Raw genomic sequence first — 24,250 nt, forward strand, 5'->3', positions numbered from 1 at the left:
TTATTATTCATTATTTTACCGGTTAGGGCAGGAGAAAAGGATTCCATCAGTTAATTATTTACAATAATCAAATTAATAATGCAATTTGTCGAAATTTAATATATAATTATATTATGATGGATTGGAGGATACATATGAAAAAGATTTTGTCTGTTTGCCTTTTAATAGTTATTCTGACTAATATTGTTGTATATGGTGACATTAATATTAACAATAATATAAATGGTGCATTGTTAGGTGATTTAGAAACCGGCGAGGTTTTATATGAATATAATATAAACGAGCAATTGGCAATTGCCAGCATATCTAAACTTATGACGTACCTGGTAATGATGGATGCCGTATCAAACGGAGATGTTTCCCTAGATGATGATGTTGTAATCAGTGGGCATGCTGCTTCTACAGATGGCAGTAAATTTGGACTGGTATCTGGCGAAACGATTAAGCTGAACCTGCTTGTTAAAGGTATGCTTATAGTTTCAGGTAACGATTGTGCAACGGCAATTGCCGAGCATGTAGGTAAGACAGTAGACAATTTTGTCAAAATGATGAATGAAAAATCCTCTGAATTAGGGTTATTGTCCGGAAGCTTCATCAATCCTCACGGCTTGCCGATAAACGATGAGAAAACAGGTCAAAATCATATGTCTGCAGCAGATTTATATAAATTGACCAGACATATATTAACTAAATATCCTGAGATTTTAGAAGTTACAAGACAGGATGAGCTCGTTGTAACGGAAAGGAATTACAGAAAACAAGCTACAAATCCGATACTTGGTTTTGTAGAAGGCGCCGACGGTTTAAAAACCGGTTTTACGGATAAAGCCGGTCTATGTCTCGTATCATCTTTACCAGTTGACGGTGAGCAGAATTTCAGATTGATAGGTATTATATTAGGTGCGGTAACTCATGAGGACAGGTTTGATAAAACAAAAGAGCTGTTAGAATACGGCAGAGACAATTTCAGTTATAATAAAATTATTAAACAGACAGAAGCAGCAGACCACGTATATATTACCAATTCCAAGGATGGTAAGGTAGAAGTATTTCCGTCATCAGATTATAATAAAATGTTAAAAAATGATGATATAATTAAGACGAAAATTTCATATAATGATACTGTTAAGGCGCCGTTAAAATCAGGTGATAAAATTGGCACTATCAGTATATATGTTAATGATAAAGAAGTCGGACAGGTAGATGCGGTTGTAAATAAAAATATAGAAAAAGCTAATATCCTTGTCAGGATATTTAGATTTCTCGGGAGCATTTTCAGCTGATTAACATCTGTTAAAAATTTAATATTTTGAAATATTTTCAGTATATATAAAAAGGCGCTTTGGATATTTATTAATTTTGTCGAAAAATCTGTAAGCGCTTTTGTGTTTAATTCAGAATTAAAGTCATTAAACACAACTTTAAATACTGTTATATTTATACATAATAAGTATGATTCTAACGATTTTATGAAGTAATAAGCATATTGACAAAATGAACAAATTAGTGTAGTATTCATTTTAAGCTAAATGTGCATCTGTAGCTCAGAAGGATAGAGCAGTGCCCTCCTAAGGCATGTGCCAGGGGTTCGATTCCTCTCAGGTGCACCACCTTGCAACAAAAGAAAACGATAACATTTTTAATAATATTAGTCTATGCTAATTTTATTATATAAATTTATTTTGGAGGGGACAATGAAAAGATTATTATCCTTAATATTAGTACTCACGTTGGTTTTAACAGCATGTTCAGGTGGAACAAATCCTGATCCTGCGCAACCGGAGCAACCAGAAGGACCTTCTCAAGGAGAAGACATAACTGAAGGCGGAAAATATGCTGCTGAGCAGGTGTACAAGTATACATATGCTGAAGAAATAACAACTCTAAACTATCTTATAAACACAACATGGATAGATATGAGCGTTGCGGCGAATCTTGTGGATACATTGGTTCAATACGATAAATACGGCGTTCTTCAACCAGCCTTGGCAGAGAAATGGGAAGTGTCGGAGGACGGCCTTGAATGGACATTCCATTTGAAAAAGGGAATTAAATGGGTGGATTTTGAAGGAAACGAAGTTGCGGAAACTACCGCAAACGACTTTGTTGCATCTGCTAAATATATATTGACAAAAGTAAATGAATCAGAATCAGCAAACGTTGTTTATTCTGTAATAAAAAATGCAGAAGAATATTTCAATGAAGAGATTACTGATTTTACACAGGTAGGAGTTAAGGCAACAGATGACTATACATTAGTATATACGCTGAAGGAGCCGGTTCCATATTTTGAATCAATGCTGACATATGTAAGCTTTTTCCCTGTTTATGAACCATTCCTGGAAGAAATGGGAGATGTATTCGGAACTGCGAACTCAGCTATATTATATAACGGTCCATATCTGTTAACTGAATTTGAACCTCAGATTAAGAGACTGAGCACAAAGAATGAAGCGTACTGGGATAAGGATAATGTATTTGTAAAAGTGCTCGACTACAAATATAACAAAGAGGCAAGCTCCTTGGGAGGAGAGCTCTTCAGAAGAGGAGAGGTTTCTCACGCAGTTATTCCTACAACTAACCTTGATGAGTGGATGACAAATCCTGAGCTTAAAGATAAAATATCTCCGGACAGATTAGGAACATATACATACTTCTATGTATTTAACTTTAAACCTCAGTTTGATGCAGAATATGAGCCTGAAAACTGGAAAATAGCAGTAAACAATGTTAACTTCAGAAAGTCAATCGTGGCTGCACTTAACAGACGTGCTGCTGTTGCAACGGAAGACCCATACAATCCTGATTACAGGGTGCTCAATACTATTACACCTCCGAACTTTACTTCTCAGGACGGGTTGGATTATACAGATATAGGTGAGTTGTCAGCACTGAAGGGAAAAGATTTTTACAATGAGGCAGAAGCCAAATCTTTAAAAGAGAAGGCGGTTGAAGAACTTACTGCAGCAGGAGCAAAATTCCCTGTAAAGATATTGATGCCTTACAATACAAACAGCTCATATTGGGCACAGGAAGCACAGGTTGTTAAGCAAGGGCTAGAAACTATTCTGGGCAGTGATTATGTTCAGGTTACACTTCTTCCGCACGCTCCTACAGGATTCCTTGACGGAACAAGAAGAGCAGGTAACTATTCATTTATGCAGGTAAACTGGGGTCCTGACTATGCAGATCCTCAGACATATACAGATCCGTTCAGACGTGACGGAAACTATAATTTCCCTGAATACACAACAGAAGTAGATGCTGACGGAAAGAATATCTACGAGGTATATGAGTCTATGATTCAAGAAGCAAAGGCAGAGCTGATTGATTTGACAAAAAGATATGAGCTGTTTGCAAATGCGGAAGCATACTTAATCAACAATGCTTTTGTTATGCCGCTTAAGGTCAGCGCAGGAGACGGATATGTAGCATCGGTTATACTTCCGTTTGAAAGACCGTATGCACCTTTCGGTATTGCAACAATGACATGGAAGGGAGCCAGACTTCTTGCTGATCCTATAAGCATGGAAGAATTTGAAAATGCACAGGAAGAGTGGCAGACAGAACGTGAAAATGCTTTAAAGGAAGCAGCGAAATAGTTCTTAAAAAATGGGGGCTCTCAGCCCCCATTTTGCATTGAATCAAAACAGAAAGGAAGAAGTATAATGAAGTATTATGTAACAAGGCTTTTTAGATCCTTTTTGACGCTGATGATAGTTATAACAATTGTGTTTCTTTTGATGCGTATGATGCCTATTGAAGGATATTTCGGCTCAGGCTTTGATAAACTTGATGCCGGTCAGATAGAAGCTAAGCTTAAGAATCTGGGGCTTTTGGACCCCTTGCCCGTACAGCTTAAAAATTTTTATATTAGTTTGTTAAAAGGAGACCTAGGTCAATCAATCACATACAGGCCTAAGGTTGATAATACAAAAATATTGGGAGATAAGCTGATAACATCACTTCGCTTCGGAGTGGCTTCCTTGACGTTGTCGCTGATAGTTGGATTGAGCCTCGGTATTTTAATGGCACGACACAAGGGCAAGTTTTGGGATAAATTCGGAACATGTTACGTTGTGGGGGCAAACGCGGTGCCTGCCGTAATATATTATCTACTCATACAGGTTTTTTTTACAGACATATTCAAGCTTCCTCTGCTGTTTGACAAATCAGTCCCCAAAAGCTGGATACTGCCGATTCTCTGCTTGTCATTGGTAACCACAGCTTATTATGCTATGTGGATAAGGCGTTACATGGTTGACGAGCTGAACAAGGATTATGTCAGACTGGCAAGGGCAAAGGGCTTAAAAAGCAAGGAGATTATGATAAGGCACGTTATGCGTAATGCCTTTGTTCCTATGGCGCAATATTTACCGGCATCAATACTTTATACTGTGGCCGGATCTATTTATGTGGAATCATTATTTTCAATACCGGGAACAGGCGGACTTTTGGTTACCGTAATACAAAGACAGGATAACACATTGGTTCAGGCATTGGTACTTTTGTATTCTTCAATTGGAATAGTCGGATTGATGTTGGGAGATATACTTATGTCCGCATTTGATCCGAGAATTAAATTATCACATGAAGGAGGATCAAGATAATGACAAGAAAAAAAATTATGAATGACATAAATGACAACATAGATCCGTCCTTGTTTGAATTTGCGGAATACGATGAAACCAAAAGTGAGTTGACGGGATATTCAAACTATTCATTTTGGAAATCGACTTTTCAGGTTTTCATGAAAAATAAGGTTGCGGTCGCACTATTAATCTTAATTGTTTCTGTAGTTTTATTTACCGCTATACAACCGTATTTACCAAATCAGAAAAGCCCTACACAAATATATATAAATCCGGAGACAGGCTTGCAGTACAGAAATATTCGACCGAATGACCCGTCTGTAAGTGAGAATTTTATATTCGGAACAAACTCAATCGGACAGGATTTATGGGCACGCATTTGGAGCGGTACGAGGACGTCCCTGTTCATAGGAGTTTCTGTAGCCATATTTGAAGCAATAGTGGGTATTACTATAGGTGCTCTTTGGGGATATGTCAGAAAGCTTGATGCCGTAATTACCGAAGTATACAATGTTTGGGACAACATACCGACCACAGTGGTTTTGATTATATTGACATACGTTATGAAGCCAAGCATCTCGACTATTATTTTTGCCATGTGCATGACCGGATGGCTTCAAATGGCAAGGTTTGTAAGAAATCTGATATTAATTATCAGGGACAGGGAATATAATCTTGCTTCAAGGTGTCTGGGTACTCCCACAAGCAGAATTATAACCAAGAATCTTTTGCCTTACTTGGTATCTGTTATAATGCTCAGAATGGCACTTGCCATACCAGCCGCTATAGGCAACGAGGTATTTTTGTCTTATATAGGTATGGGCTTGCCGATTGATATACCGTCACTTGGAAATCTGATTAATGAAGGAAGAGCTTTGATGATGGATCCTAACCAAAGGTACCAGTTATTCTTCCCGGCTGCCGTAATATCTGTTGTTACTATATCCTTCTATGTGATTGGCAATGTTTTTGCAGATTCTGCCGATCCAAGAAATCACGTATAGGAGGCTGCCATGACAAACAACGAAAAAGTATTATCTGTTGATAACTTAGTTATAAAATTTAATTTACGCGGACAGGAATTAACCGCAATCAGAGGTGCGTCATTAGAATTGTATAAAGGTGAAAGCTTAGCGATAGTTGGTGAATCCGGATCCGGTAAATCAGTTTTTACGAAGTCATTTATGGGACTTTTGGATGCTAACGGAAGAATCGAAAGCGGGTCCATAATATACAAGGACAATGATTTAGCAAAATATAAAACTGAAGATGACTGGATAAAAATAAGAGGAAAAGAAATAGCCATGGTTTTTCAAGATCCCATGACGTCTTTAAATCCTCTTAAAACGGTAGGAAAGCAAGTACAGGAGTCAATAGAGCTTCACCAGAATTTGCAGGGTGAAGAAGCTAAAAAATTGGCTGTTGAAATTTTAAACGACGTTGGTATTTCCGAACCGGAGAGGAGATATAAGCAATATCCTCACGAGTTCTCCGGCGGTATGCGACAAAGAGTTGTTATAGCTATAGCCGTGGCATGTAACCCAAATATTTTAATATGCGATGAACCTACAACGGCTCTGGATGTTACTATCCAGGCACAGATTCTTCAATTATTGAAGAATCTGCAGAAGAAATATCAACTGACAATTATATACATTACCCACGACTTAGGCGTTGTTGCCAATGTTGCCGATAGAATAGCAGTTATGTATGCAGGAGATATAATAGAATTAGGCTTGTCGGAAGAGGTGTTTTTCGACCCTAAGCATCCTTACACCTGGGCATTGTTATCTTCATTGCCTCAGCTTGGGATAAAGGGTGAGGAGTTATACTCCATAAAGGGTACGCCTCCAAACCTATTTAAAGAAATAAAGGGCGATGCTTTTGCACCGCGTAATCCTCATGCACTAAAAATTGACTTTGAAAAAAGACCGCCTTATTTCGAAGTGACCCCTACTCACAAGGCGAGAACATGGCTATTGGATCCAAGGGCACCAAAGGTAGAGCCACCTCTTTCAATTCAGAAAATGAGGGAAATGGAAGTAAAGAGAGGTGAACGTCTTGAGTAACAAGGAATGTTTATTAGAGGTTAAAAATTTAAGAGTAGAATTTGGAAAAGGGAAGCAAAAATTTGTTGCGGTAAATGATGTAAGCTTTAATATTTATAAGGGCGAAACCTTCGGACTTGTTGGAGAATCAGGTTCAGGTAAGACTACTATAGGCAGAGCTATAATAAGAATTAATCCTGCTGCTTCAGGGGATATAATTTACAACGGCCAAAAGATAAGCGGAAAAATAGATAAAGAATTGGATAGTCAGGTTACAAGAAAAATTCAGATGATATTTCAGGATCCGATGGCTTCTTTAAATGAAAGAGCAAAGGTTGATTATATAGTATCAGAAGGCTTATATAATTTAAAAAACTATGGCTCTGAGGAAGGCAGAAAAAAGAAAGTGGAGCAGGCATTGCTGGATGTTGGGTTGTTACCTGAATTTGCAAGCAGATTTCCACATGAATTTTCAGGAGGACAAAGACAGCGTATAGGGATCGCAAGAGTGTTGGTTATGGAGCCTGAATTGGTTATAGCTGACGAGCCTATATCAGCTCTGGATGTATCAATTCGTGCTCAGGTTATAAATCTGTTATCCGATTTACAAAAGAAAAAAGGATTAACTTATTTATTTATAGCTCATGATTTATCGGTTGTCCGATTTATTTCAGACAGAATAGCTGTTATTTATAAAGGTAATATTGTTGAACTGGCTGAATCGGAAAAGCTGTTTGCAAATCCGCTTCATCCGTATACAAAATCACTTTTATCAGCAATACCGACACCTAATCCTAACGTTGAAAGAAATAAAATAATAGAAGTATATGAACCGAAAAAAAGTCATTTTGATTACGATTCAAATCGGCCAAAATGGGTAGAAATTGAGCCGGAGCATTATATTTTAGCTAATGACAGGGAGCTTGAAGGTTACAAAAAGATTATGGGTCGCTAAAGCGTCCGGAATATACTTTTCATAAATTTGAGAGGGCTTAAACCCCTCTTTTTATAATGCAAAAAATTATGTTGACAAGGAGTGTACTATGCTATATAATACAGTTACTGTATTAAGTGTATTAATACACACATAACATAATAAAGAGGCATAGAAGGTAGAAGAAAATGAAGGAGATAAAAATAGTTTTAACTCAAACAAATACAGTTGTATCAAAAACATTGAAACTTGTATCAAAAAAACCCTACAATCATATATCAATATCTTTTGAAGATGATTGTTCAACGATGTTTAGTTTTGGCAGGAAAATAAACTGGTTTCCTCTGATAGGAGGATTTGTTAAAGAGAATCCGAATAGCGGTGTGTTTAAAATGCATCCTGAAACAAAGTGCAAAATATATAAATTAGAAGTGACGGAAGCAGATTATAATACAATTTTAAAAAGATTAAACAGGTTCTTAAATGAGCCAAGAAGCTTCAGATACAGCTTCTTGAATATAGTTTTGATGTACTTTAATATTCCGTTGCAAAGGCAATATTATTATGTTTGCTCAAGCTTCGTATCATACTTATTATGGGGTATAATACCATTCAAGAAAGAAATTTCGCTTGTGATACCGGATGATTATAACACATTGGAGCTTCAGGAAGTTTATGAGGGAAAATTGACAGATTATGTGAACAGAAAATTGGCATACAACAATATTTAACAGGAGGTGTGAGATGATTCTGATTGATAATAATAGTTCAAAAGCCCTATACGAACAAATATATGACGAATTGACAAGATTAATATTGTCAAAAGTGCTTAAACCGGATGAAAAATTACCATCGGTAAGAGAACTGGCAGCAATGATAAAGATTAACCCGAACACCATACAGAAAGCATATAAAAGCTTAGAAGAAAACAATTATATTTATACCGTGAAGGGAGTAGGAAATTTCGTAAAGGATTCCATAGAACTGAGGAGTATACATATAAGGAATATGGAAGAAAAATTGAGTGAGGCAATAAAATCATTAAAAGAGCTTGGGTTAAATGATGAATATATAATTGATTTAGTGAGGAAAATACTTAAGCCTAATGTAGGTTAAGGAGGTAAAAATGTTAAAGGTTGAAAATTTAAGCAAGAAATTCGGAGAATTTCAAGTTTTAAGCAATATAAATATAAACCCTGAAAGCAGCCAGCTATATGGATTGGTTGGATCTAACGGATGCGGCAAAACCACGCTGTTAAAGCAAATAATGATGATTTACAAACAGGATGAAGGAACTATTTATTATGACGATAAGGAATTAAAAGAAAATACTGAATTTTTAAGTGATTTCTATTTTGTTCAGGATAGCTTATTTTTCCCGTACCAATCAACATTGAGTAAGCTGTTTGCTTACGAAAAATTATTATATAAAAATATGTCAACTGAGAAATTTGATAATTTAGTTAAATACTTTAATATAGAGATAAATAAAAGTTTAAATAAAATGTCCAAGGGTCAAAAAAAGCAGGCAGCATTTGTACTGGCAATTGCAGCCCAGCCGAAGGTATTACTTCTTGACGAAATAGTGGATGGACTTGATGCAGTGATTAAACGAAAGTTCTGGGATGTCCTGATACAGGAAGTTATGGAAAATGAAATGACCGTAATAATATCTTCCCATGATTTAAAGGAATTAGATAATATATGTGATAAAGTAGGTATTATGCACGAAGGCAAAATATTGAAGGAAGAAAACCTTGAAAAAATGAAGGATGAAATCAAAAGAGTTCAATTTGCAGTTGAAGGAGAATTTAATCCTGATGGATTTAAAGAATTTAATATTATTAAATCAGTAAAAATAGGAAGCATTAATATATGTACTTTAACCGGAAATGCTGATGAGTTTAAACAGCAATTAGAAAAAGAATATAAGGTTCTTTTGTTTGATAAGCTTTCCATGAACCTTGAGGAAATTTTCATTACTGAATTAGGAGGTGCTGGTTATGGAACAGAGAAAAAATAATTTCACTTCATTACTTTTGTATTCGTTAAAAAGTAAAAAGAACTGGTTTCTTTTATCTACAGTAATAATTTTGATTACAACCACGCTGATTCCCTTTATATTGGGAATAGAAGGTGAAGTTTTTATTGCATTTGGTATTGTTGAAATATTTATATTGGTATTTGTAAACTGCCTTGTAGATAACAGCTTTTTACATAATGATTCCAAGCTTGCCTACTACAAGTCGAAGCCTGTTTCACTCAAAAACCAGATTTTCATAAACATTATTAATAATCACATACTTACGGTGTTTTTACTGGCATTGGTTTTACTGTCCAAAACGGTTCAAAACAGTGCCATAGAGTTATTAGAGGTATACAAGTTTGTAATACCATGGCTTTCGGTGGGTATATTCCTGTCTGCTCTGTCATCTGTATTATCCGGTAACACTGTTGCTGCAGGATTGATGACCATATTTAACTTTGCTTTGCCCGGTATATTTTATCTTATAATATATTTTATGTTTTCGATATTGGCAGATCTGATTCCGGGATTTAGCGCCGATGTATTGATGGAATACTTTGTGGATGCATTCTATAAGCTGGATTATATTTATCTGATTGTGTATACTTACAACAGAACAATAGATGTATTGTACTTTCTGATATTAGGCTCAATAATTGCGTTTATTACACTGCTTATAATCAAGATGGTTAAAAGAAGAAAAAATGAAAATACGGGAAGCTTCATGGCCTTTGATGGTTACAAATACTTTGTTGCGGTTCTTGCAAGCCTTATAATTCCCGCATTATTCACAATGGAATTCTACGGAAGTGTGGTAAGTAAAATGACGGTGGCATTGCTGTTGGCTGCCCTGTCCTACTATTTAATAATTGCCATTATGGAGAAGGCGTTCCGTATTTCAAAATTGTCAATAAAGGTGTTTTTAGTAAGTATGACAGCATTCATTGTTTTGACAGGTGCAACCGTACTGATTGCAACTCCTTATAAAAACACTGTTCCGGATTCGAAAGATGTAAAAGTAGCTTACATCGGTGTTGGAGGATGGCATTATAGGGTGATTAACAATGCGATCAAAGAGCAGGATGTATTGGATGATGAAAAACTGGCTGAGTTCGAAAAACGCTATAATGATATTAACGCAGTGCTTTTTAAAAATAAGGGAAATATAGAAAATATAACGAGGATGCATAGAGAGGTCCTGAATAATCAGGGATACAACAGCCAAAATTCATATATGAACAACATGACAATAAATTATTATATGAACGACGGAAGTATGATAAGCAGAGAATACAGAACTATAAATGATGCTAATGCTGAAAATAAAGTAAAGGATGAAATTGCAGCTCAGATTTTGAAATCTGATGAATTGAAAGAAAAAACATATTTTTATCTCTATGATGAGGATTATTTTCAAAGATATAAGGACAGTTATAAGCTGGAGTTGAGAGATGAAAGCGGGACATCTATTGACGGAAACATTGACATGGAACAATTGAGACTTCATTTAATTAAGGACATTGATGGTATGTTCAATTACAGTGTTGATGGGGCTTTTGAAGCATTGTGCAGCTACGATTACCAGATGCCTTCAATGGAGAAATATTCAGGTTATATAGAGATAAGCATAGAAGATGGCCGAAACAATCGTGGAAAATCTTATTACAGTATAAATTTAGGTGAAAGATTTGTGAATACAAGAGAATTTTTGGGAATTGAATAAGAGGTAAAAAAGATTCATCGCGACTGATGCGCGATGAATCTTTTTTATTATTTTACAATCTTCACAGGATTGTTTTCACCCTTAACAACTATGTTTCTTGCAGTTACATCCGTCAGTTGAACAGTGTTAGCTTTGGTGGCATGTATTACTATATCTCCCAGAACAACGACATTTTTCAGATAGACATTTCCTGTTCCCACCGAATCCAGTATATTTATATCTCCCACTACTACGGCGCTTGTGTATAGTTCATCGTAGTTTGTAATGTTGATTCCGTATTCTATATTTTCATTTTCTATTATTTCATAAATGATTTTAACAGCTTCGGCTCTTGTCAGCGCTTTTGCAGGCTGGTAGGTTTTATCCGGATAGCCAAGGATGTATCCCTTGTTATAGACTGCATTTACACTTGGCTTGGCCCATTCCTGCACAGTGCCGTAATCTGATAAAAGCGTTGCACCCTCGCCGTCAACTCCTCCGGTTGTCATTGCACTGCTAACAACCTTCGCAACCTCTTCTCTCTTTATGGGGTTGTTAGGTCTGAATGTATTATTTTCATATCCTGAAAAAAACCCCGAAGCAACAGATTTACGTACCTCATCATAAAACCATTCGCTGCTTTTCACATCGGTAAAGTTGAAGTCAGCTTTCTTTTCGGTTTTCAAAGCACCGTTCAGCAGCTTGGAAAATTCTGCTCTTGTAATTGTTCTGTCCGGCTTAAATGTACCGTCATCGTAACCGGAAACAAAACCAAGCTTAATGGCTTCATTTATCCAGTTCTTAGCCCAATGCCCTTCTATATCGGAGAATTTAGCTGTTATAACGGCAGGCTCCTCAACTGTTGTATCTTCTTCGCTTAAATCTTCTGTAGCTGAATCTTCTTTTTCGTTTGAATCTTCAGTATCTAATTCTTCAACTGTTGTTGATTCGTCTATTATTGAATCTAATACTCCCGCATATGCTACTGAGTTTATAGTTAAGCTTATACACAATCCCAACACGGCTATTTTTTTAATTATCATACGTCCTCCTGCTTTTTTGTCCATAAGACATACTTCTATTTATTAGACAGAAAAATTTTTAAAAATGTTCCCAATTTCCTTAGTTTAATTATACCTTATTGAGCACCAAAGTAAATAGGTAATATCAGACATATGTATTGACTTGAATGTTAAAAGTAAACTATAATAAATATATGGATGAATATTTTATGAAAGAAGCTTTAAAGGAAGCTTATAAGGCATATGAAATAGATGAAGTGCCGATTGGAGCCGTTATAGTGAGAAACGGAGAAATCGTAGGCAGAGGTTATAATCAAAAGGAAAGCTTGAAGGATGCTACCCTGCATGCAGAAATTTCTGCTATAAGAGATGCATGTAAAAACTTAGGGGGATGGCGTCTGCCCGGCTGTACAATGTACGTAACCTTAGAACCCTGCTCCATGTGTGCCGGTGCTCTGGTTAATGCAAGAGTCGAAAAATTAATAATTGGTGCTCCCGACTATAAAACCGGGGCCTGCGGATCAGTTATAAATATTGTACAGACTGAAGAATTTAATCATCAAATAGATGTGAAATTTGGTGTATTGCAAGAGGATTGTTCAAATCTGTTAAAGGATTTTTTTATAGAGCTAAGAAATAACAAAAAGTGAGGTGTAGTATGGGGAAGTATCCTGTTCTTGAAGTCGACCTGAATAAAATACGCACAAATACTGAAATAGTTACTAATTTATGTAAGGATAATGGAATTGAAGTAGCGGGCATAATAAAGGGCTTCGGAGGAATTGTTGAGGCTGCAAAGGCAATGGCTGAAGGCGGCTGTACACAGATGGGAAGCTCCAGGATAGAGCAGCTTAAAAGCTTAAAGGAAGCAAATATAAATGTGCCTTTATTACTTGTAAGAGTTCCAATGTTCTGTGAATTAGAGGAAGTTGTTAAATACAGCGAAATGTGCCTCGTATCAGAAAGAGAAACTTTGATTAAATTAAATCGGGAAGCAGAAAAACAGAATAAGAAATACGGCGTTATTATAATGTACGACCTTGGAGATTTAAGAGAAGGTGTTTTTTATAGGAATGAACTGATTGAATTATCCAAGCTTGTTGAATATGAGCTTAAGAATCTTACTCTTGAGGGTATCGGAGCTAACTTAAACTGTTACGGGTCCGTAGCGCCTACATTCAAGAACCTGACTGAATTATCTGATGCAGCGGAAGAAATAGAAAAAATTCTGCAGAGAAAGTTACATATAATATCAGGTGGAGGAACTACCACATTGCCACTGATGATTAAGGGAGGTGTTCCGAAAAAGATAAATCATCTCCGTATAGGAGAAGGGATAAATAATACACAGGATTTACCCCTGTATTGGGATACGGATATCAAGGGTCTTGATAAGGATACATTCGTTTTAAAAGCACAAATAATAGAAATTAATGAAAAACCTACTTATCCAATCGGTGAGCTTATGGTTAATGCATTTGGAGAATATGGTCATTACGAAGATCGGGGCATAAGAAAAAGAGCATTGATCGGCTTGGGAAATCAGGATGTGGGGGATTCATCCAAGTTAGTTCCAAAGGATAAAAATATTATTGTATTAGGTGCAAGCAGCGACCACACAATATTGGATATTCATGACAGCGAAATAGAATACAAGCTTGGAGACATAGTTGAATTTAATGTTTTGTACCAGGCGATGCTTTTTACTTCACTGTCTCAATATATAACCAAAAAAATAATTGAATAATTAAAATCATAGGAGGATAATATGCCGATAGTACAAGTGGAAATGTTAAAAGGAAGAACATTGGAACAAAAGAGAGCTTTAGCTCAAAAGGTCACTGAGGCAATTGTTGAAACAGCTAATTGTCCAAAGGAAGCAGTAAAAATAATAATCAGAGAAATGGACTTTGAAAATTTTTCACAGGCAGGCGTGCTTAAGTGTGACGAATAACAAAAGGGACTGAATTTTTCGGACGGTTCTTTTGAACCGTTCCCGATTATTATTGATAGGAGATTTTTATGAAGTTAATATCTTGGAATGTAAATGGATTAAGGGCATGTGTAAATAAGGGCTTTGCTGATGTATTTAAGGAGCTGGATGCAGATATATTCTGTATACAGGAAACTAAGCTTCAGGAAGGCCAGATTGATTTGAATTTAGAAGGATATTATGATTTCTGGAATTATGCACAGAAAAAGGGTTATTCAGGTACAGCAGTATTTACAAAGCATAGACCGTTATCATATTCTTACGGTATGGGAATAGAAGAGCATGATAATGAAGGAAGAGTAATAACATTAGAATTTGATAATTTTTATTTAGTGAATGTATATACTCCCAATTCAAAAAGAGGGCTTGAACGATTAAGCTACAGAATGATTTGGGAGGATGATTTCAGAAAGCACCTGAAAAGATTAGAAGAGAATAAGCCGGTTATCACATGCGGGGATTTAAACGTTGCACATAAAGAAATAGATTTAAAAAATCCTAAAACCAACAGAAAAAATGCAGGCTTTACGGATGAAGAAAGAGATAAGATGACGGAACTTATTTCTGCAGGTTTTATCGATACATTCAGACATTTTTATCCTGATAAGGAAGATGCATATTCCTGGTGGTCGAATTTTGCTAAGGCAAGAGAAAGAAATGTAGGTTGGAGAATCGATTATTTTGTGACATCACAATCATTAAAGGATGAATTGGAGGATGCATTTATTTGCCCTGAAATTTACGGAAGTGATCATTGTCCCGTAGGATTGATACTGAAAGCATAATTCACATATAAACAAACGATGATATCAAATTAACGTATAATCATTTGACTAATCACGAAGGTTATTTTAAAAAAAGTACTTGCCTATTCCCGTTTATATGGTATAATATCCATACAAAAGAAAAATTTAATATGAACGCATCAATATAATGTGGAAGATATGGTTCCAAAGTTTCTACCAAACGACCGTAAATTGTTTGACTATTGATAGTTTTAATTTTTTATAATGATGCGTGTAGTTTGTCTATACGCATTTTTTATGCCCTAACCCTATTTTTTCAGAGTCTTTTTTCTGAAAAATAGCGGTAGGTCAAATGCAACAAGCACCAAATTTGTGCGACGTAAGGAGCAAACAAATTTGTATTGCTTGACTGATTATTGGGGTGTTCGTATTGATTTATTCACAAATACAAAAGAATAAGGAGAAAAAAATGAAAAAACTAGTTATTATTATTTTATCACTTATATTAATCTTTTCGCTGTCGGCTTGTTCACAGCAAGCGTCAGAAACACCTCAGGAACCTCAAGAGCCGGGAAACACAAATGCCGACAGCGATTTTAAAGTTGGAGTTATCCACATAGGAAATCCGGCAGACGGTTCAGGCTATACTTATGCGCATGATCAGGGAATAGTGGAAATGCAAAAAGCACTTGGTTTATCCGATAGCCAGATAATAAGAAAAAACAACGTTAATGATACAGATCCTACAGCAACAGAAACTGCAATTCTTGAATGTATAGAGGAAGGTGCGGACATAATATTCGGTACAAGCTGGGGTTACATGGATACAATGGAAGCACTTGCAGCCGAATATCCTGAAGTTATTTTCTCACACGGTTCCGGATACAAAAGCAATGACTCAAACTTCAATAATTATTTTGGAAGAATTTATCAGGCAAGATACTTAACAGGTATTGCTGCAGGTTTAAAGACAGAAACAAACCTTGTCGGTTATGTAGCTGCAATGGGACAGGACAATTCAGAAGTTACAGGTGGTATTAATGCATTTGCATTGGGTGTTTATTCAGTTAACCCGGATGCAAAAGTTTATGTAAAGGTTACAAATAGCTGGTATTCACCGGAAGAAGAAACAAATGCCGCTAAAGCGTTGCTGGCAGAAGGTGTTGATGTTATAGCTCAGCACTGTGATACACCAAACCCTCAGTTGGAAGCAGAAAAAGCAGGAAAATTCGGTATTGGTTATAATTCAGATATGTCTAAGGATGCACCAAAAGCAACTTTAACATCAGCAATATGGAATTGGGGCGCATATTACACATATGCTACAGAACAAGCCTTAAAAGGAAATTGGATAAACGAAAACTATTTCGGTGGTATGAAAGAGGGCTTAATAGCAATTTCTCCTTTAAATGAAAATATTGTAGCCGAAGGAACTGCAGAAGCCATTAAAGAAGCCGAACAAAAAATACTTGACGGAAGCTTCAATGTTTTTGACGGCGTTATCGAAACCAATGATGGCAGCACAGTAGGAGAAGAAGGAAAAACACTTGATGATGCAACAATCACCGGAGGAATTAACTGGTACTTTAAAACAGTCAGCGTGAAATAATATATATAAGAGCCGGCTATGCAAATGGCATTCTGTAGCCGGCTCTTTTTTTCACATAACAGTATAAGCGACTGACACCAAATCAAAGATTTGGGTCATCTGCTTTCACATACAGTATAAGCGACTGACACCAAATTAAAATTTGGGTCATCTGCTTAAAGAGGAGTTAGTATGATAGAGAGAAATATAGAAAATTATGCCATAGAGCTTAAAGGTATATCTAAAAAATTCGGAAGTGTCGTTGCCAACAACAGTATAGACCTTGATATAAAATATGGAGAAATTCTTGCATTGCTCGGAGAAAACGGTTCAGGTAAAACAACCTTAATGAACATGCTTTCCGGAATTTACTATCCGGACGGAGGTACGATAACCGTTGCCGGTAAGGATGTGACCATTTCCTCACCTAATGATGCAATTAATTTGGGTATAGGCATGATACACCAGCATTTCAAATTGGTTGAGGCATTTAATGCCGTTGATAATATAGTGCTGGGTACGAAGGGAAAATATCAAAAACCAAAAGTTCTTAAGGAAAAGATATCAGAAATAAGCAATAAATTCGGTCTTGAAATAGATTCTGATAAAGAAGTATACAACATGTCCGTAAGTGAGAAGCAGACCATAGAAATTATGAAGGTTCTGTACCGTGGTGCTAAAATACTTATATTGGATGAGCCCACAGCCGTGTTAACCCCTCAGGAAACAGAAAAGCTGTTCAGAATTCTCAGAAAGATGAAAGAACAAGGCAGTGCCATAATCATCATAACGCACAAGCTTAATGAAGTTATGGAAATAAGCGACAGGGTTGCAATTCTTAGAAAAGGAAATTTAATCGACACTGTGAAAACCTGCTGTACGGATGAAAATAAGCTTACGGAATTAATGGTGGGAAGACCTGTAAGCTTGAAAATTAAACGTCCGGAAACAGATAATAAAAAAACTATACTGAAAGTAGTGGATCTTTCAGTAGTGGGTGAGGACGGAAGAGAAGCTCTTAAAAATATTAATTTCAAGCTTAAAAGAGGGGAAATATTAGGTGTTGCCGGTATTGCCGGAAGCGGTCAAAAAGAATTGTGCGAATCGATAGCAGGATTGATGAAAATTAAGCATGGAGCTGTTTTATGCAATAAGGAAAATATAATTGGGAAAACGCCGGATGAAATAATAGATTTAGGCATAAGCATGAGCTTCGTTCCTGAGGACCGTCTGGGAATGGGACTTGTCAGCTCCATGGGAATGGTTGAAAATGTAATGCTTAAATCGTATAAGAAAAATAAAGGGTTTTTCATAGATAAGAATCCTGCAAGAAAATTATCGGAGCAATTGGTTAAGAAGTTGGAAATAGTAACAAGAAATGTTGACATGCCCGTAAGGATGATGTCAGGGGGAAATGTACAGAAGGTACTCTTAGGAAGAGAAATTGAATCAAACCCCAATGTTCTTATTACGGCATATCCGGTCAGAGGGCTCGATATAAATTCGTCATATCTGATATATGATTTATTGAATGAGCAGAAGCAAAAGGGTGTTGCAGTTTTATTTATAGGTGAAGATCTGGACGTTTTATTGGAGATTTCTGACAGAATTATGGTTTTGTGCCACGGTGAGGTTAAGGGCATAGTAGACGCAAAGAACACTACAAAGGAAGAAATAGGATTGATGATGGCAGGTCGCAGCATGGAAGGAGCTGATGATGATGAGTAAGACATTTATAAGAACCGTTAAAAACTTAGAGAGATCTCAATTTGAAATATTAAGGCTGAGAATAATGGCATTTATTTTTGCTTTAGTTGCTGGCGGCTTATTTATCATAATGATTGGTTATAATCCGGTGGAATTGTACGGAACTATCATATCAGGTGCTTTCAGAAGCAAAATGGCAATACAGGCAACCATAAAAATTATGATTCCTCTTTTAATGTCCTCATTGGGAGTTACTCTTGCCTTTAAAATGAAGTTCTGGAACATAGGTGCAGAAGGTCAGATAATAATGGGTGCGGTATTCTCATCATACTTTGCACTGTTTCACAGTAATTTACCTCATGGATTATTACTCTTGATAATGTTTGTTGCAGGATTTATCGGGGGCGGACTATGGGGATTGATTCCCGCAATATTTAAAACGAGACATAATACTAATGAAACTCTCTTTACACTGATGCTTAATTATATTGCACTTCACGTAATATCATTTTTGAGAGATGGTCCGTGGAAAGACCCGGGCTCTTCCGGATTTCCAAAAATAGCGAGATTTGTTACGAATGCTCAGTTAGATAAGGTTTTTGGTATACAATTCGGATGGATTATAGGAATAATATTAGTTGTAATTATATTCATTTATTTAAGATACACAAAGCAGGGATATGAAATAAACGTAGTAGGAGAAAGTCAATCTACGGCACGATATGCAGGAATGAACGTTAAGAAAATTATTTTAAGAACAATGATTTTAAGTGGTGGTATTTGTGGTTTAACAGGTGTTATACAGTCTGCCGGCTCCGATATGACTCTGGCTGCATCTGTAGCAGGCGGTGTTGGATTTACTGCAATAATAGTGGCGTGGCTTGCTAATCTAAATCCCGTAGGCATATTATTGGTGTCATTTTTATTCAGCATTCTGGAAAAAGGGAGCAGCGTAATGCAGTCAACATACGGATTATCCACATATTCGGCTGCAGTCTTGCAGGGAATAATTTTATTTTTCATACTAGGCTGTGAATTTTTTGTAAGATATAAATTTGTTTTTGGCAATAAAGGAGGAGCAAGGTCATGATTAAATTTATTAATTTTTTAGTAGCGGCTGTTTTTGCCGGAACACCTCTTTTGTTCGGTACATTGGGCGAAATTATGAATGAAAAATCAGGACACTTAAATCTTGGTGTTGAAGGCATGATGTCAATGGGTGCATGTGCAGGATTCATGGTCGGTTATCTGACCGATAACTTTTTAATTGCCTTAGCAGCCGCGTTTATTGCCGGTTTATTGGGTGCTTTAATTTATGCGGTACTTACCGTAACATTTATGGCAGATCAAAATGTAACAGGACTTACATTAACAATTTTCGGCATAGGAATTTCTAATTTCATAGGTGAATATATGATTGTAAACTCACACACCAATTCCTTAAAGCTTCCGGAAGTAATATCGCAGCAGGTAAAGAATATATATATATCAGGATTAAGTGATATACCGGTCTTGGGGCAGTTGTTTTTTCAGTACAACCCTTTTGTATATATAGGTATAATCACAGCAATAATACTTAGTATCTATTTAAATAAGACAAAGACAGGACTTAATTTAAAAGCCATAGGAGAAAATCCTGCATCAGCTGACGCGGCAGGCATAAAGGTAACAAAATATAAATATTTTAATATTTTACTGGGAGGGGGTATCTGCGGTATAGGTGGAGCCTACTGTTCATTGATAATAAATGGCGGAGTATGGATGAGCAACAGCGTAAACGGCCTTGGATGGATTGCGGTAGCGCTTGTAATTTTCGCATCATGGAGTCCGGTAAGGGCAATTTTCGGTTCATTCATTTTCGGGGGATTCAATGTATTAAAATATTACTTCCCGAAAGACATATTTACGTTTCCAAATGCATTTTACGATATGCTTCCGTTTGTTATAACGGCACTGATACTGGTTATTACATCTGTACGTAAATCAAAGAAAAATACACGACCTGCAAGCTGCGGTATAAACTATTACCGAGAAGAAAGATAAGTATAGGTCGCTGAAAATGCTCACCTGCCTCGTTGCCGTTCAGGCTATCAATGTTAGAACCCGACAATTTATGTGGGTTCTTTCTGTTTTTTGTGGTAGAATAATATAAGAGCTTAAAACATACTATTGAATTGCAGGGCTTGAATGTATAAAAAAAATAATTAAAACTAAAAATAATGCTAACTAAAAAGGAGGCCTCTATGAAAAAAATATTAATCGTACTATTATCCCTGTTAATGTTAACGAGCTGCGGTATCAATGAGAAGGTTGACGAAATAGAAGCAATAAATTTATCAAACGGTGAAAGAGTAATTATTCCCGGAGACAGTGAAGATGCAGCTGTTATTTTAAAGGCGCTTAATAACAATGATAAAACTGAAATTAACGTTGATGATGCTTCAGCTTTTGAAATAAATGTAATAAAGAATTCTGCAACAAACCATTATAAATTGAATTTTGATATATCTGACAAATCGATATATGTATCACACGGCGGCAAGAATTTCAAGGTTAATGAGGTTGCAGCAAAGCAGTTGTTTTTAAATGAAAATTTTTCTCATGTATATATTGATAATACTCTTTACGATTCTTACATAGATTATAATGAAGAAAGCTATTTTCCTGAAGTAGAATATGAGTGGACATATAAGAATATAGACGGTCATTATGCGAAAAAGGAAGGAATAATAAAATCAAAATCAAATGATGAAATAATATATACCGGAAATGAATCATTGGATATAGGTTATGAAAGGCTTCCGGATAGTCAGGTAATAAGAGTGTTTTCTCAGGAAAATCTAGTCGGTACGGGTAAAAATCTGCAGGAGCTTTTAAACAATTTGAACGTGGACGGTGAATACGATATTGAATGTCAGGCACAGTGGTTTTTAAAGGACAACTCAAACAGCTACGGCAATCAAACTGTCAGGTTTACGGTAAATGTAGATAAACCTGCAGATGCTGCGATTGTAACAAAAGATAATTACCCGGGCAATATACTGTTGGTCTCTGTAAACAACCTGAATCCCGATGAAACAGTTACCTTGAAGACAGAGACGGTTAAAATTCCTGCGGAGATATATCCTTATAAGGGAAGAGGTATGTTTATATGCCCGATTGATTTATATGCAGTATCAGGTACCTATGACTTAAGCGTAATTATAAACGAAGGAAAGGTCGGAGAGTACACAATACTCAAACCCTTTGAAATAAAAGATAAATCCTTTAAAACACAATATTTGACCGTTTCAGAAGAAATGAACGAAACTAATAATGATAATACTGCCATTTACGAGTTCGCACAGCTTGTGAAACCGGCAAGAACAAATTCTGTACCTGAAAAGCTGTGGGAGGGTACCTTCATTATGCCGGTTGAAGGAAGGCTGACCACTGATTTTGCAGAAATAAGATTTGTAAATAATGAACAATCCTCATCCAGACATTCGGGGCTTGATCTTGCGGCTCCAATAGGTACGGAGATTAAAGCACCAAACAACGGTATCGTTACATTTGCAATGGAGGGGCTTTTATCTCCGGGCAATACAGTTGTAATAGACCATGGGATGGGACTTTTTACATCATATTACCATTTAGATTCAATATCGGTTAAAAAAGGAGATAAAGTAAAAAAGGAAGATATAATAGGAACTGTGGGAACAACCGGATTTTCAACCGGTCCGCATCTTCATTATGCCGTCAGCATTTATAATACTTATGTTAATCCTTACCAGACTCTGAGCGGCATAATTGATTAATTGTTAATTTTTTGTTTACCTCAATTGAAATGTGGTATATAATTAATAAGAATACTTTTAAAGGAGCTTATTATGGATTTTATTGGATGGGCTTGGCTTATTATAATTGCAGTATGTGTTATAATAGAGGCAGCTACACTGGGACTTGCAACAATTTGGTTTGCCATAGGAGCCTTAGTTGCCTGGTTAATTTATTTGACCGGAGTAAATCTTCATGTGCAAATTATGGTTTTTTTGTTCGTGTCAATTATAACCTTGGTATTAACAAGACCTATTGCCGTTGAAAAGCTAAAAATAGGAAAATCAAGAACAAATGCTGATTCTTTAATAGGGGAACAGGTTAAGGTTATTGAAACAATCAATAATATAAATAACGAGGGAACCGTAAAGGCAAGAGGGCAAATATGGTCGGCAAAATCCACAAACGATGAAATAATCGAAAAAGACGAATTGGTTGTAGTAGTCGAAATAAAAGGTGTAAAGCTCTTAGTAAAAAGAAAATAATGGAGGTAAGGAATGGAATATATAGGTTTAGCTTTTCTTTTAATCATTGTAATCGCATTATTAGCAACAAATATCAGGATAGTGCCTCAGGCATATTCTTATGTTATTGAGCGTCTTGGTGCTTATCAATCAACTTGGAGTGTGGGACTTCACATAAAGGTGCCACTAATTGACAAAATAGCGAAAAAAGTAAATTTGAAAGAGCAAGTTGTAGATTTTCCTCCTCAGCCGGTTATAACTAAGGATAATGTTACAATGCAGATTGATACAGTTATATTTTTTCAGATAACAGATCCGAAGTTTTTTGCATATGGTGTGGATAGACCAATGTCTGCGATAGAAAATTTGTCTTCAACAACATTAAGAAATATAATAGGCGATCTTGAATTGGACCAGACACTAACATCAAGGGAAATAATCAATACGAAAATGCGCGTGGTATTAGATGAAGCGACAGACCCTTGGGGAATTAAAATTAATCGTGTGGAAGTTAAAAATATAATGCCTCCTAAAGAAATTCAAAATGCTATGGAAAAGCAAATGAAGGCAGAGAGAGAAAAGAGAGAATCAATACTTATTGCTGAAGGTCAAAAGAATGCTGCAATCTTGGTTTCACAAGGTAAAAAGGAATCTGCAATTCTGGAAGCAGAAGCAGAAAAACAAGCTACAATACTGAGAGCTGAAGCGAGAAAAGAAGCATCCATAAGAGAGGCAGAGGGTGAAGCAGAAGCAATATTAAGTATACAAAGAGCAACTGCAGAAGGGTTAAAATTAATAAAAGACGTGGGGCTTAATAAGGAAGTATTGACATTAAAAAGCTTTGAAGCGTATGAAAAAGCTGCAAACGGTCAGGCAACTAAGATTATAGTTCCGTCAGACATTCAGGGTCTTGCAGGGCTTGCATCGGCGCTTACGGAAGTTGGAAAGCAATAAGTAAAGATATAAGGATAAACATAATAAAAGAATGGTTGAATTGACCATTCTTTTTTAGTATCTTTATTATCGTAAAATGTCTTTGGAAAATGTGATTCTGTTTCTGTTTTGAATAAATTTATCAGATATAATTGATTGGACCACCATTGCAACCCCTATTGCGGCTATTAAATCTCCTACACTTACGATTATCCAGTTTCCTATTGTAATAATGTTTCCTAAGAAGCTTAATGATGCTGTTTCTGCCGGTGTGAAAAATAACATTTTACCGCTTATAAGTAATTCGTATATTTCCGTGCCATATAGCTTTGCAGCGGCTTCTGATGATAAGGGGAATTTAAAGCTGTTTGCCAGAAATGCTAATAAGTTTGCGCCTAAACCTATAAGAGGTATCACCATAAACTTCATACTTAGGTTAGCTATTAAAAATAAACCTGTAAAGATATATGTCATTAAAAGAAATATTGAATATAAATTTGAGCTGTAATCAAAGAGCCCTAAATTCATTACAATTATAGCAAGATAAAGTAATGCAGATATAAAAATCAAAAATTTGAAATTAAAACGTACATAAGCAAGACGAGAAATTTTGCCTCTTCTTAGAAAACCGATAATTATTCCTAATACCAATGCTTCAAGAAACATGTTTTCCTCCATA

The 24,250-nt window shown here is 36.0% G+C and carries 23 protein-coding genes, 1 tRNA gene and 1 riboswitch; of the genes, 22 read left to right on the forward strand and 2 right to left on the reverse strand.

Annotated features, from left to right (window positions below; all coding sequences use genetic code 11):
* Window positions 1–134: 134 nt before the first annotated feature.
* From HZF24_RS02640 to HZF24_RS02690, 11 genes are all read left to right on the forward strand, one after another.
* Entirely contained in the window at window positions 135–1,283 is a 1,149-nt protein-coding gene (locus HZF24_RS02640; protein WP_179236733.1) for a D-alanyl-D-alanine carboxypeptidase family protein, read from the forward strand.
* A 250-nt stretch (window positions 1,284–1,533) separates the two neighbouring features.
* A tRNA-Arg gene (locus HZF24_RS02645) sits at window positions 1,534–1,610 on the forward strand.
* Between the two features lie 84 nt (window positions 1,611–1,694).
* Window positions 1,695–3,602 (forward strand): peptide ABC transporter substrate-binding protein, encoded by a 1,908-nt coding sequence (locus HZF24_RS02650; RefSeq protein ID WP_179236734.1) that lies wholly within the window; start codon window positions 1,695–1,697, stop codon window positions 3,600–3,602.
* A gap of 63 nt (window positions 3,603–3,665) precedes the next feature.
* Entirely contained in the window at window positions 3,666–4,610 is a 945-nt protein-coding gene (locus HZF24_RS02655) for an ABC transporter permease (RefSeq protein ID WP_179237131.1), read from the forward strand.
* Window positions 4,610–5,596 carry an ABC transporter permease gene (locus HZF24_RS02660; protein ID WP_179236735.1) on the forward strand — a complete coding sequence of 329 codons (987 nt, stop codon included), beginning with the start codon at window positions 4,610–4,612 and terminating at the stop codon, window positions 5,594–5,596. Before HZF24_RS02655 ends, HZF24_RS02660 begins: the two co-directional genes overlap by 1 nt.
* A gap of 9 nt (window positions 5,597–5,605) precedes the next feature.
* Complete coding sequence (locus tag HZF24_RS02665) at window positions 5,606–6,661, forward strand: ABC transporter ATP-binding protein (RefSeq protein WP_179236736.1); 1,056 nt, start codon at window positions 5,606–5,608, stop codon at window positions 6,659–6,661.
* Entirely contained in the window at window positions 6,654–7,595 is a 942-nt protein-coding gene (locus HZF24_RS02670) for an ATP-binding cassette domain-containing protein (RefSeq protein WP_179236737.1), read from the forward strand. Before HZF24_RS02665 ends, HZF24_RS02670 begins: the two co-directional genes overlap by 8 nt.
* 167 nt (window positions 7,596–7,762) lie before the next feature.
* Window positions 7,763–8,305: a hypothetical protein gene (locus HZF24_RS02675; protein WP_179236738.1), complete on the forward strand. Its 543-nt coding sequence runs from the start codon at window positions 7,763–7,765 to the stop codon at window positions 8,303–8,305.
* Window positions 8,306–8,318: 13 nt separating this feature from the next.
* Window positions 8,319–8,690: a GntR family transcriptional regulator gene (locus HZF24_RS02680; protein ID WP_179236739.1), complete on the forward strand. Its 372-nt coding sequence runs from the start codon at window positions 8,319–8,321 to the stop codon at window positions 8,688–8,690.
* Window positions 8,691–8,700: 10 nt separating this feature from the next.
* The gene (locus tag HZF24_RS02685; RefSeq protein WP_179236740.1) at window positions 8,701–9,597 is read left to right on the forward strand and encodes an ATP-binding cassette domain-containing protein; all 897 of its coding nucleotides are present in this window, start codon (window positions 8,701–8,703) and stop codon (window positions 9,595–9,597) included.
* Window positions 9,578–11,323 carry a hypothetical protein gene (locus tag HZF24_RS02690; protein ID WP_179236741.1) on the forward strand — a complete coding sequence of 582 codons (1,746 nt, stop codon included), beginning with the start codon at window positions 9,578–9,580 and terminating at the stop codon, window positions 11,321–11,323. Before HZF24_RS02685 ends, HZF24_RS02690 begins: the two co-directional genes overlap by 20 nt.
* A 47-nt stretch (window positions 11,324–11,370) precedes the next feature.
* Here HZF24_RS02690 and HZF24_RS02695 read toward each other — a convergent pair whose 3' ends face one another.
* Complete coding sequence (locus HZF24_RS02695) at window positions 11,371–12,345, reverse strand: S-layer homology domain-containing protein (RefSeq protein WP_179236742.1); 975 nt, start codon at window positions 12,343–12,345, stop codon at window positions 11,371–11,373.
* Window positions 12,346–12,491: 146 nt separating this feature from the next.
* On the opposite strand from HZF24_RS02695, the gene tadA reads away from it, so the two are divergent.
* From tadA to HZF24_RS02750, 11 genes are all read left to right on the forward strand, one after another.
* Complete coding sequence (tadA, locus tag HZF24_RS02700) at window positions 12,492–12,974, forward strand: tRNA adenosine(34) deaminase TadA (protein ID WP_246345934.1); 483 nt, start codon at window positions 12,492–12,494, stop codon at window positions 12,972–12,974.
* Between the two features lie 8 nt (window positions 12,975–12,982).
* Window positions 12,983–14,071, forward strand: coding sequence for an alanine racemase (locus HZF24_RS02705; protein WP_179236743.1), 1,089 nt, complete (start codon window positions 12,983–12,985; stop codon window positions 14,069–14,071).
* 21 nt (window positions 14,072–14,092) lie between these two features.
* Window positions 14,093–14,278, forward strand: coding sequence for a 2-hydroxymuconate tautomerase (locus tag HZF24_RS02710; protein WP_179236744.1), 186 nt, complete (start codon window positions 14,093–14,095; stop codon window positions 14,276–14,278).
* 68 nt (window positions 14,279–14,346) lie between these two features.
* The gene (locus HZF24_RS02715; protein WP_179236745.1) at window positions 14,347–15,102 is read left to right on the forward strand and encodes an exodeoxyribonuclease III; all 756 of its coding nucleotides are present in this window, start codon (window positions 14,347–14,349) and stop codon (window positions 15,100–15,102) included.
* A 121-nt stretch (window positions 15,103–15,223) separates the two neighbouring features.
* A riboswitch (purine riboswitch) is annotated at window positions 15,224–15,325 on the forward strand.
* A 207-nt stretch (window positions 15,326–15,532) separates the two neighbouring features.
* The gene (locus HZF24_RS02720) at window positions 15,533–16,672 is read left to right on the forward strand and encodes a BMP family ABC transporter substrate-binding protein (RefSeq protein ID WP_179236746.1); all 1,140 of its coding nucleotides are present in this window, start codon (window positions 15,533–15,535) and stop codon (window positions 16,670–16,672) included.
* 171 nt (window positions 16,673–16,843) lie between these two features.
* Window positions 16,844–18,379 carry an ABC transporter ATP-binding protein gene (locus tag HZF24_RS02725; protein ID WP_179236747.1) on the forward strand — a complete coding sequence of 512 codons (1,536 nt, stop codon included), beginning with the start codon at window positions 16,844–16,846 and terminating at the stop codon, window positions 18,377–18,379.
* Window positions 18,372–19,448: an ABC transporter permease gene (locus HZF24_RS02730; RefSeq protein ID WP_179236748.1), complete on the forward strand. Its 1,077-nt coding sequence runs from the start codon at window positions 18,372–18,374 to the stop codon at window positions 19,446–19,448. Before HZF24_RS02725 ends, HZF24_RS02730 begins: the two co-directional genes overlap by 8 nt.
* The gene (locus tag HZF24_RS02735; protein WP_179236749.1) at window positions 19,445–20,401 is read left to right on the forward strand and encodes an ABC transporter permease; all 957 of its coding nucleotides are present in this window, start codon (window positions 19,445–19,447) and stop codon (window positions 20,399–20,401) included. Before HZF24_RS02730 ends, HZF24_RS02735 begins: the two co-directional genes overlap by 4 nt.
* Window positions 20,402–20,601: 200 nt before the next feature.
* On the forward strand, window positions 20,602–22,155 hold the full coding sequence (locus HZF24_RS02740) for a M23 family metallopeptidase (RefSeq protein ID WP_179236750.1): 1,554 nt from the start codon (window positions 20,602–20,604) through the stop codon (window positions 22,153–22,155).
* A gap of 72 nt (window positions 22,156–22,227) precedes the next feature.
* Complete coding sequence (locus tag HZF24_RS02745; RefSeq protein ID WP_179236751.1) at window positions 22,228–22,659, forward strand: NfeD family protein; 432 nt, start codon at window positions 22,228–22,230, stop codon at window positions 22,657–22,659.
* 12 nt (window positions 22,660–22,671) lie between these two features.
* Complete coding sequence (locus HZF24_RS02750; RefSeq protein ID WP_179236752.1) at window positions 22,672–23,592, forward strand: SPFH domain-containing protein; 921 nt, start codon at window positions 22,672–22,674, stop codon at window positions 23,590–23,592.
* A 66-nt stretch (window positions 23,593–23,658) separates the two neighbouring features.
* Here HZF24_RS02750 and HZF24_RS02755 read toward each other — a convergent pair whose 3' ends face one another.
* Entirely contained in the window at window positions 23,659–24,237 is a 579-nt protein-coding gene (locus tag HZF24_RS02755; protein ID WP_179236753.1) for a DUF5317 family protein, read from the reverse strand.
* Window positions 24,238–24,250: the final 13 nt, after the last annotated feature.

The organism is Sedimentibacter hydroxybenzoicus DSM 7310, assembly GCF_013403245.1.
Classification (GTDB): Bacteria; Bacillota; Clostridia; order Tissierellales; family Sedimentibacteraceae; genus Sedimentibacter; species Sedimentibacter hydroxybenzoicus.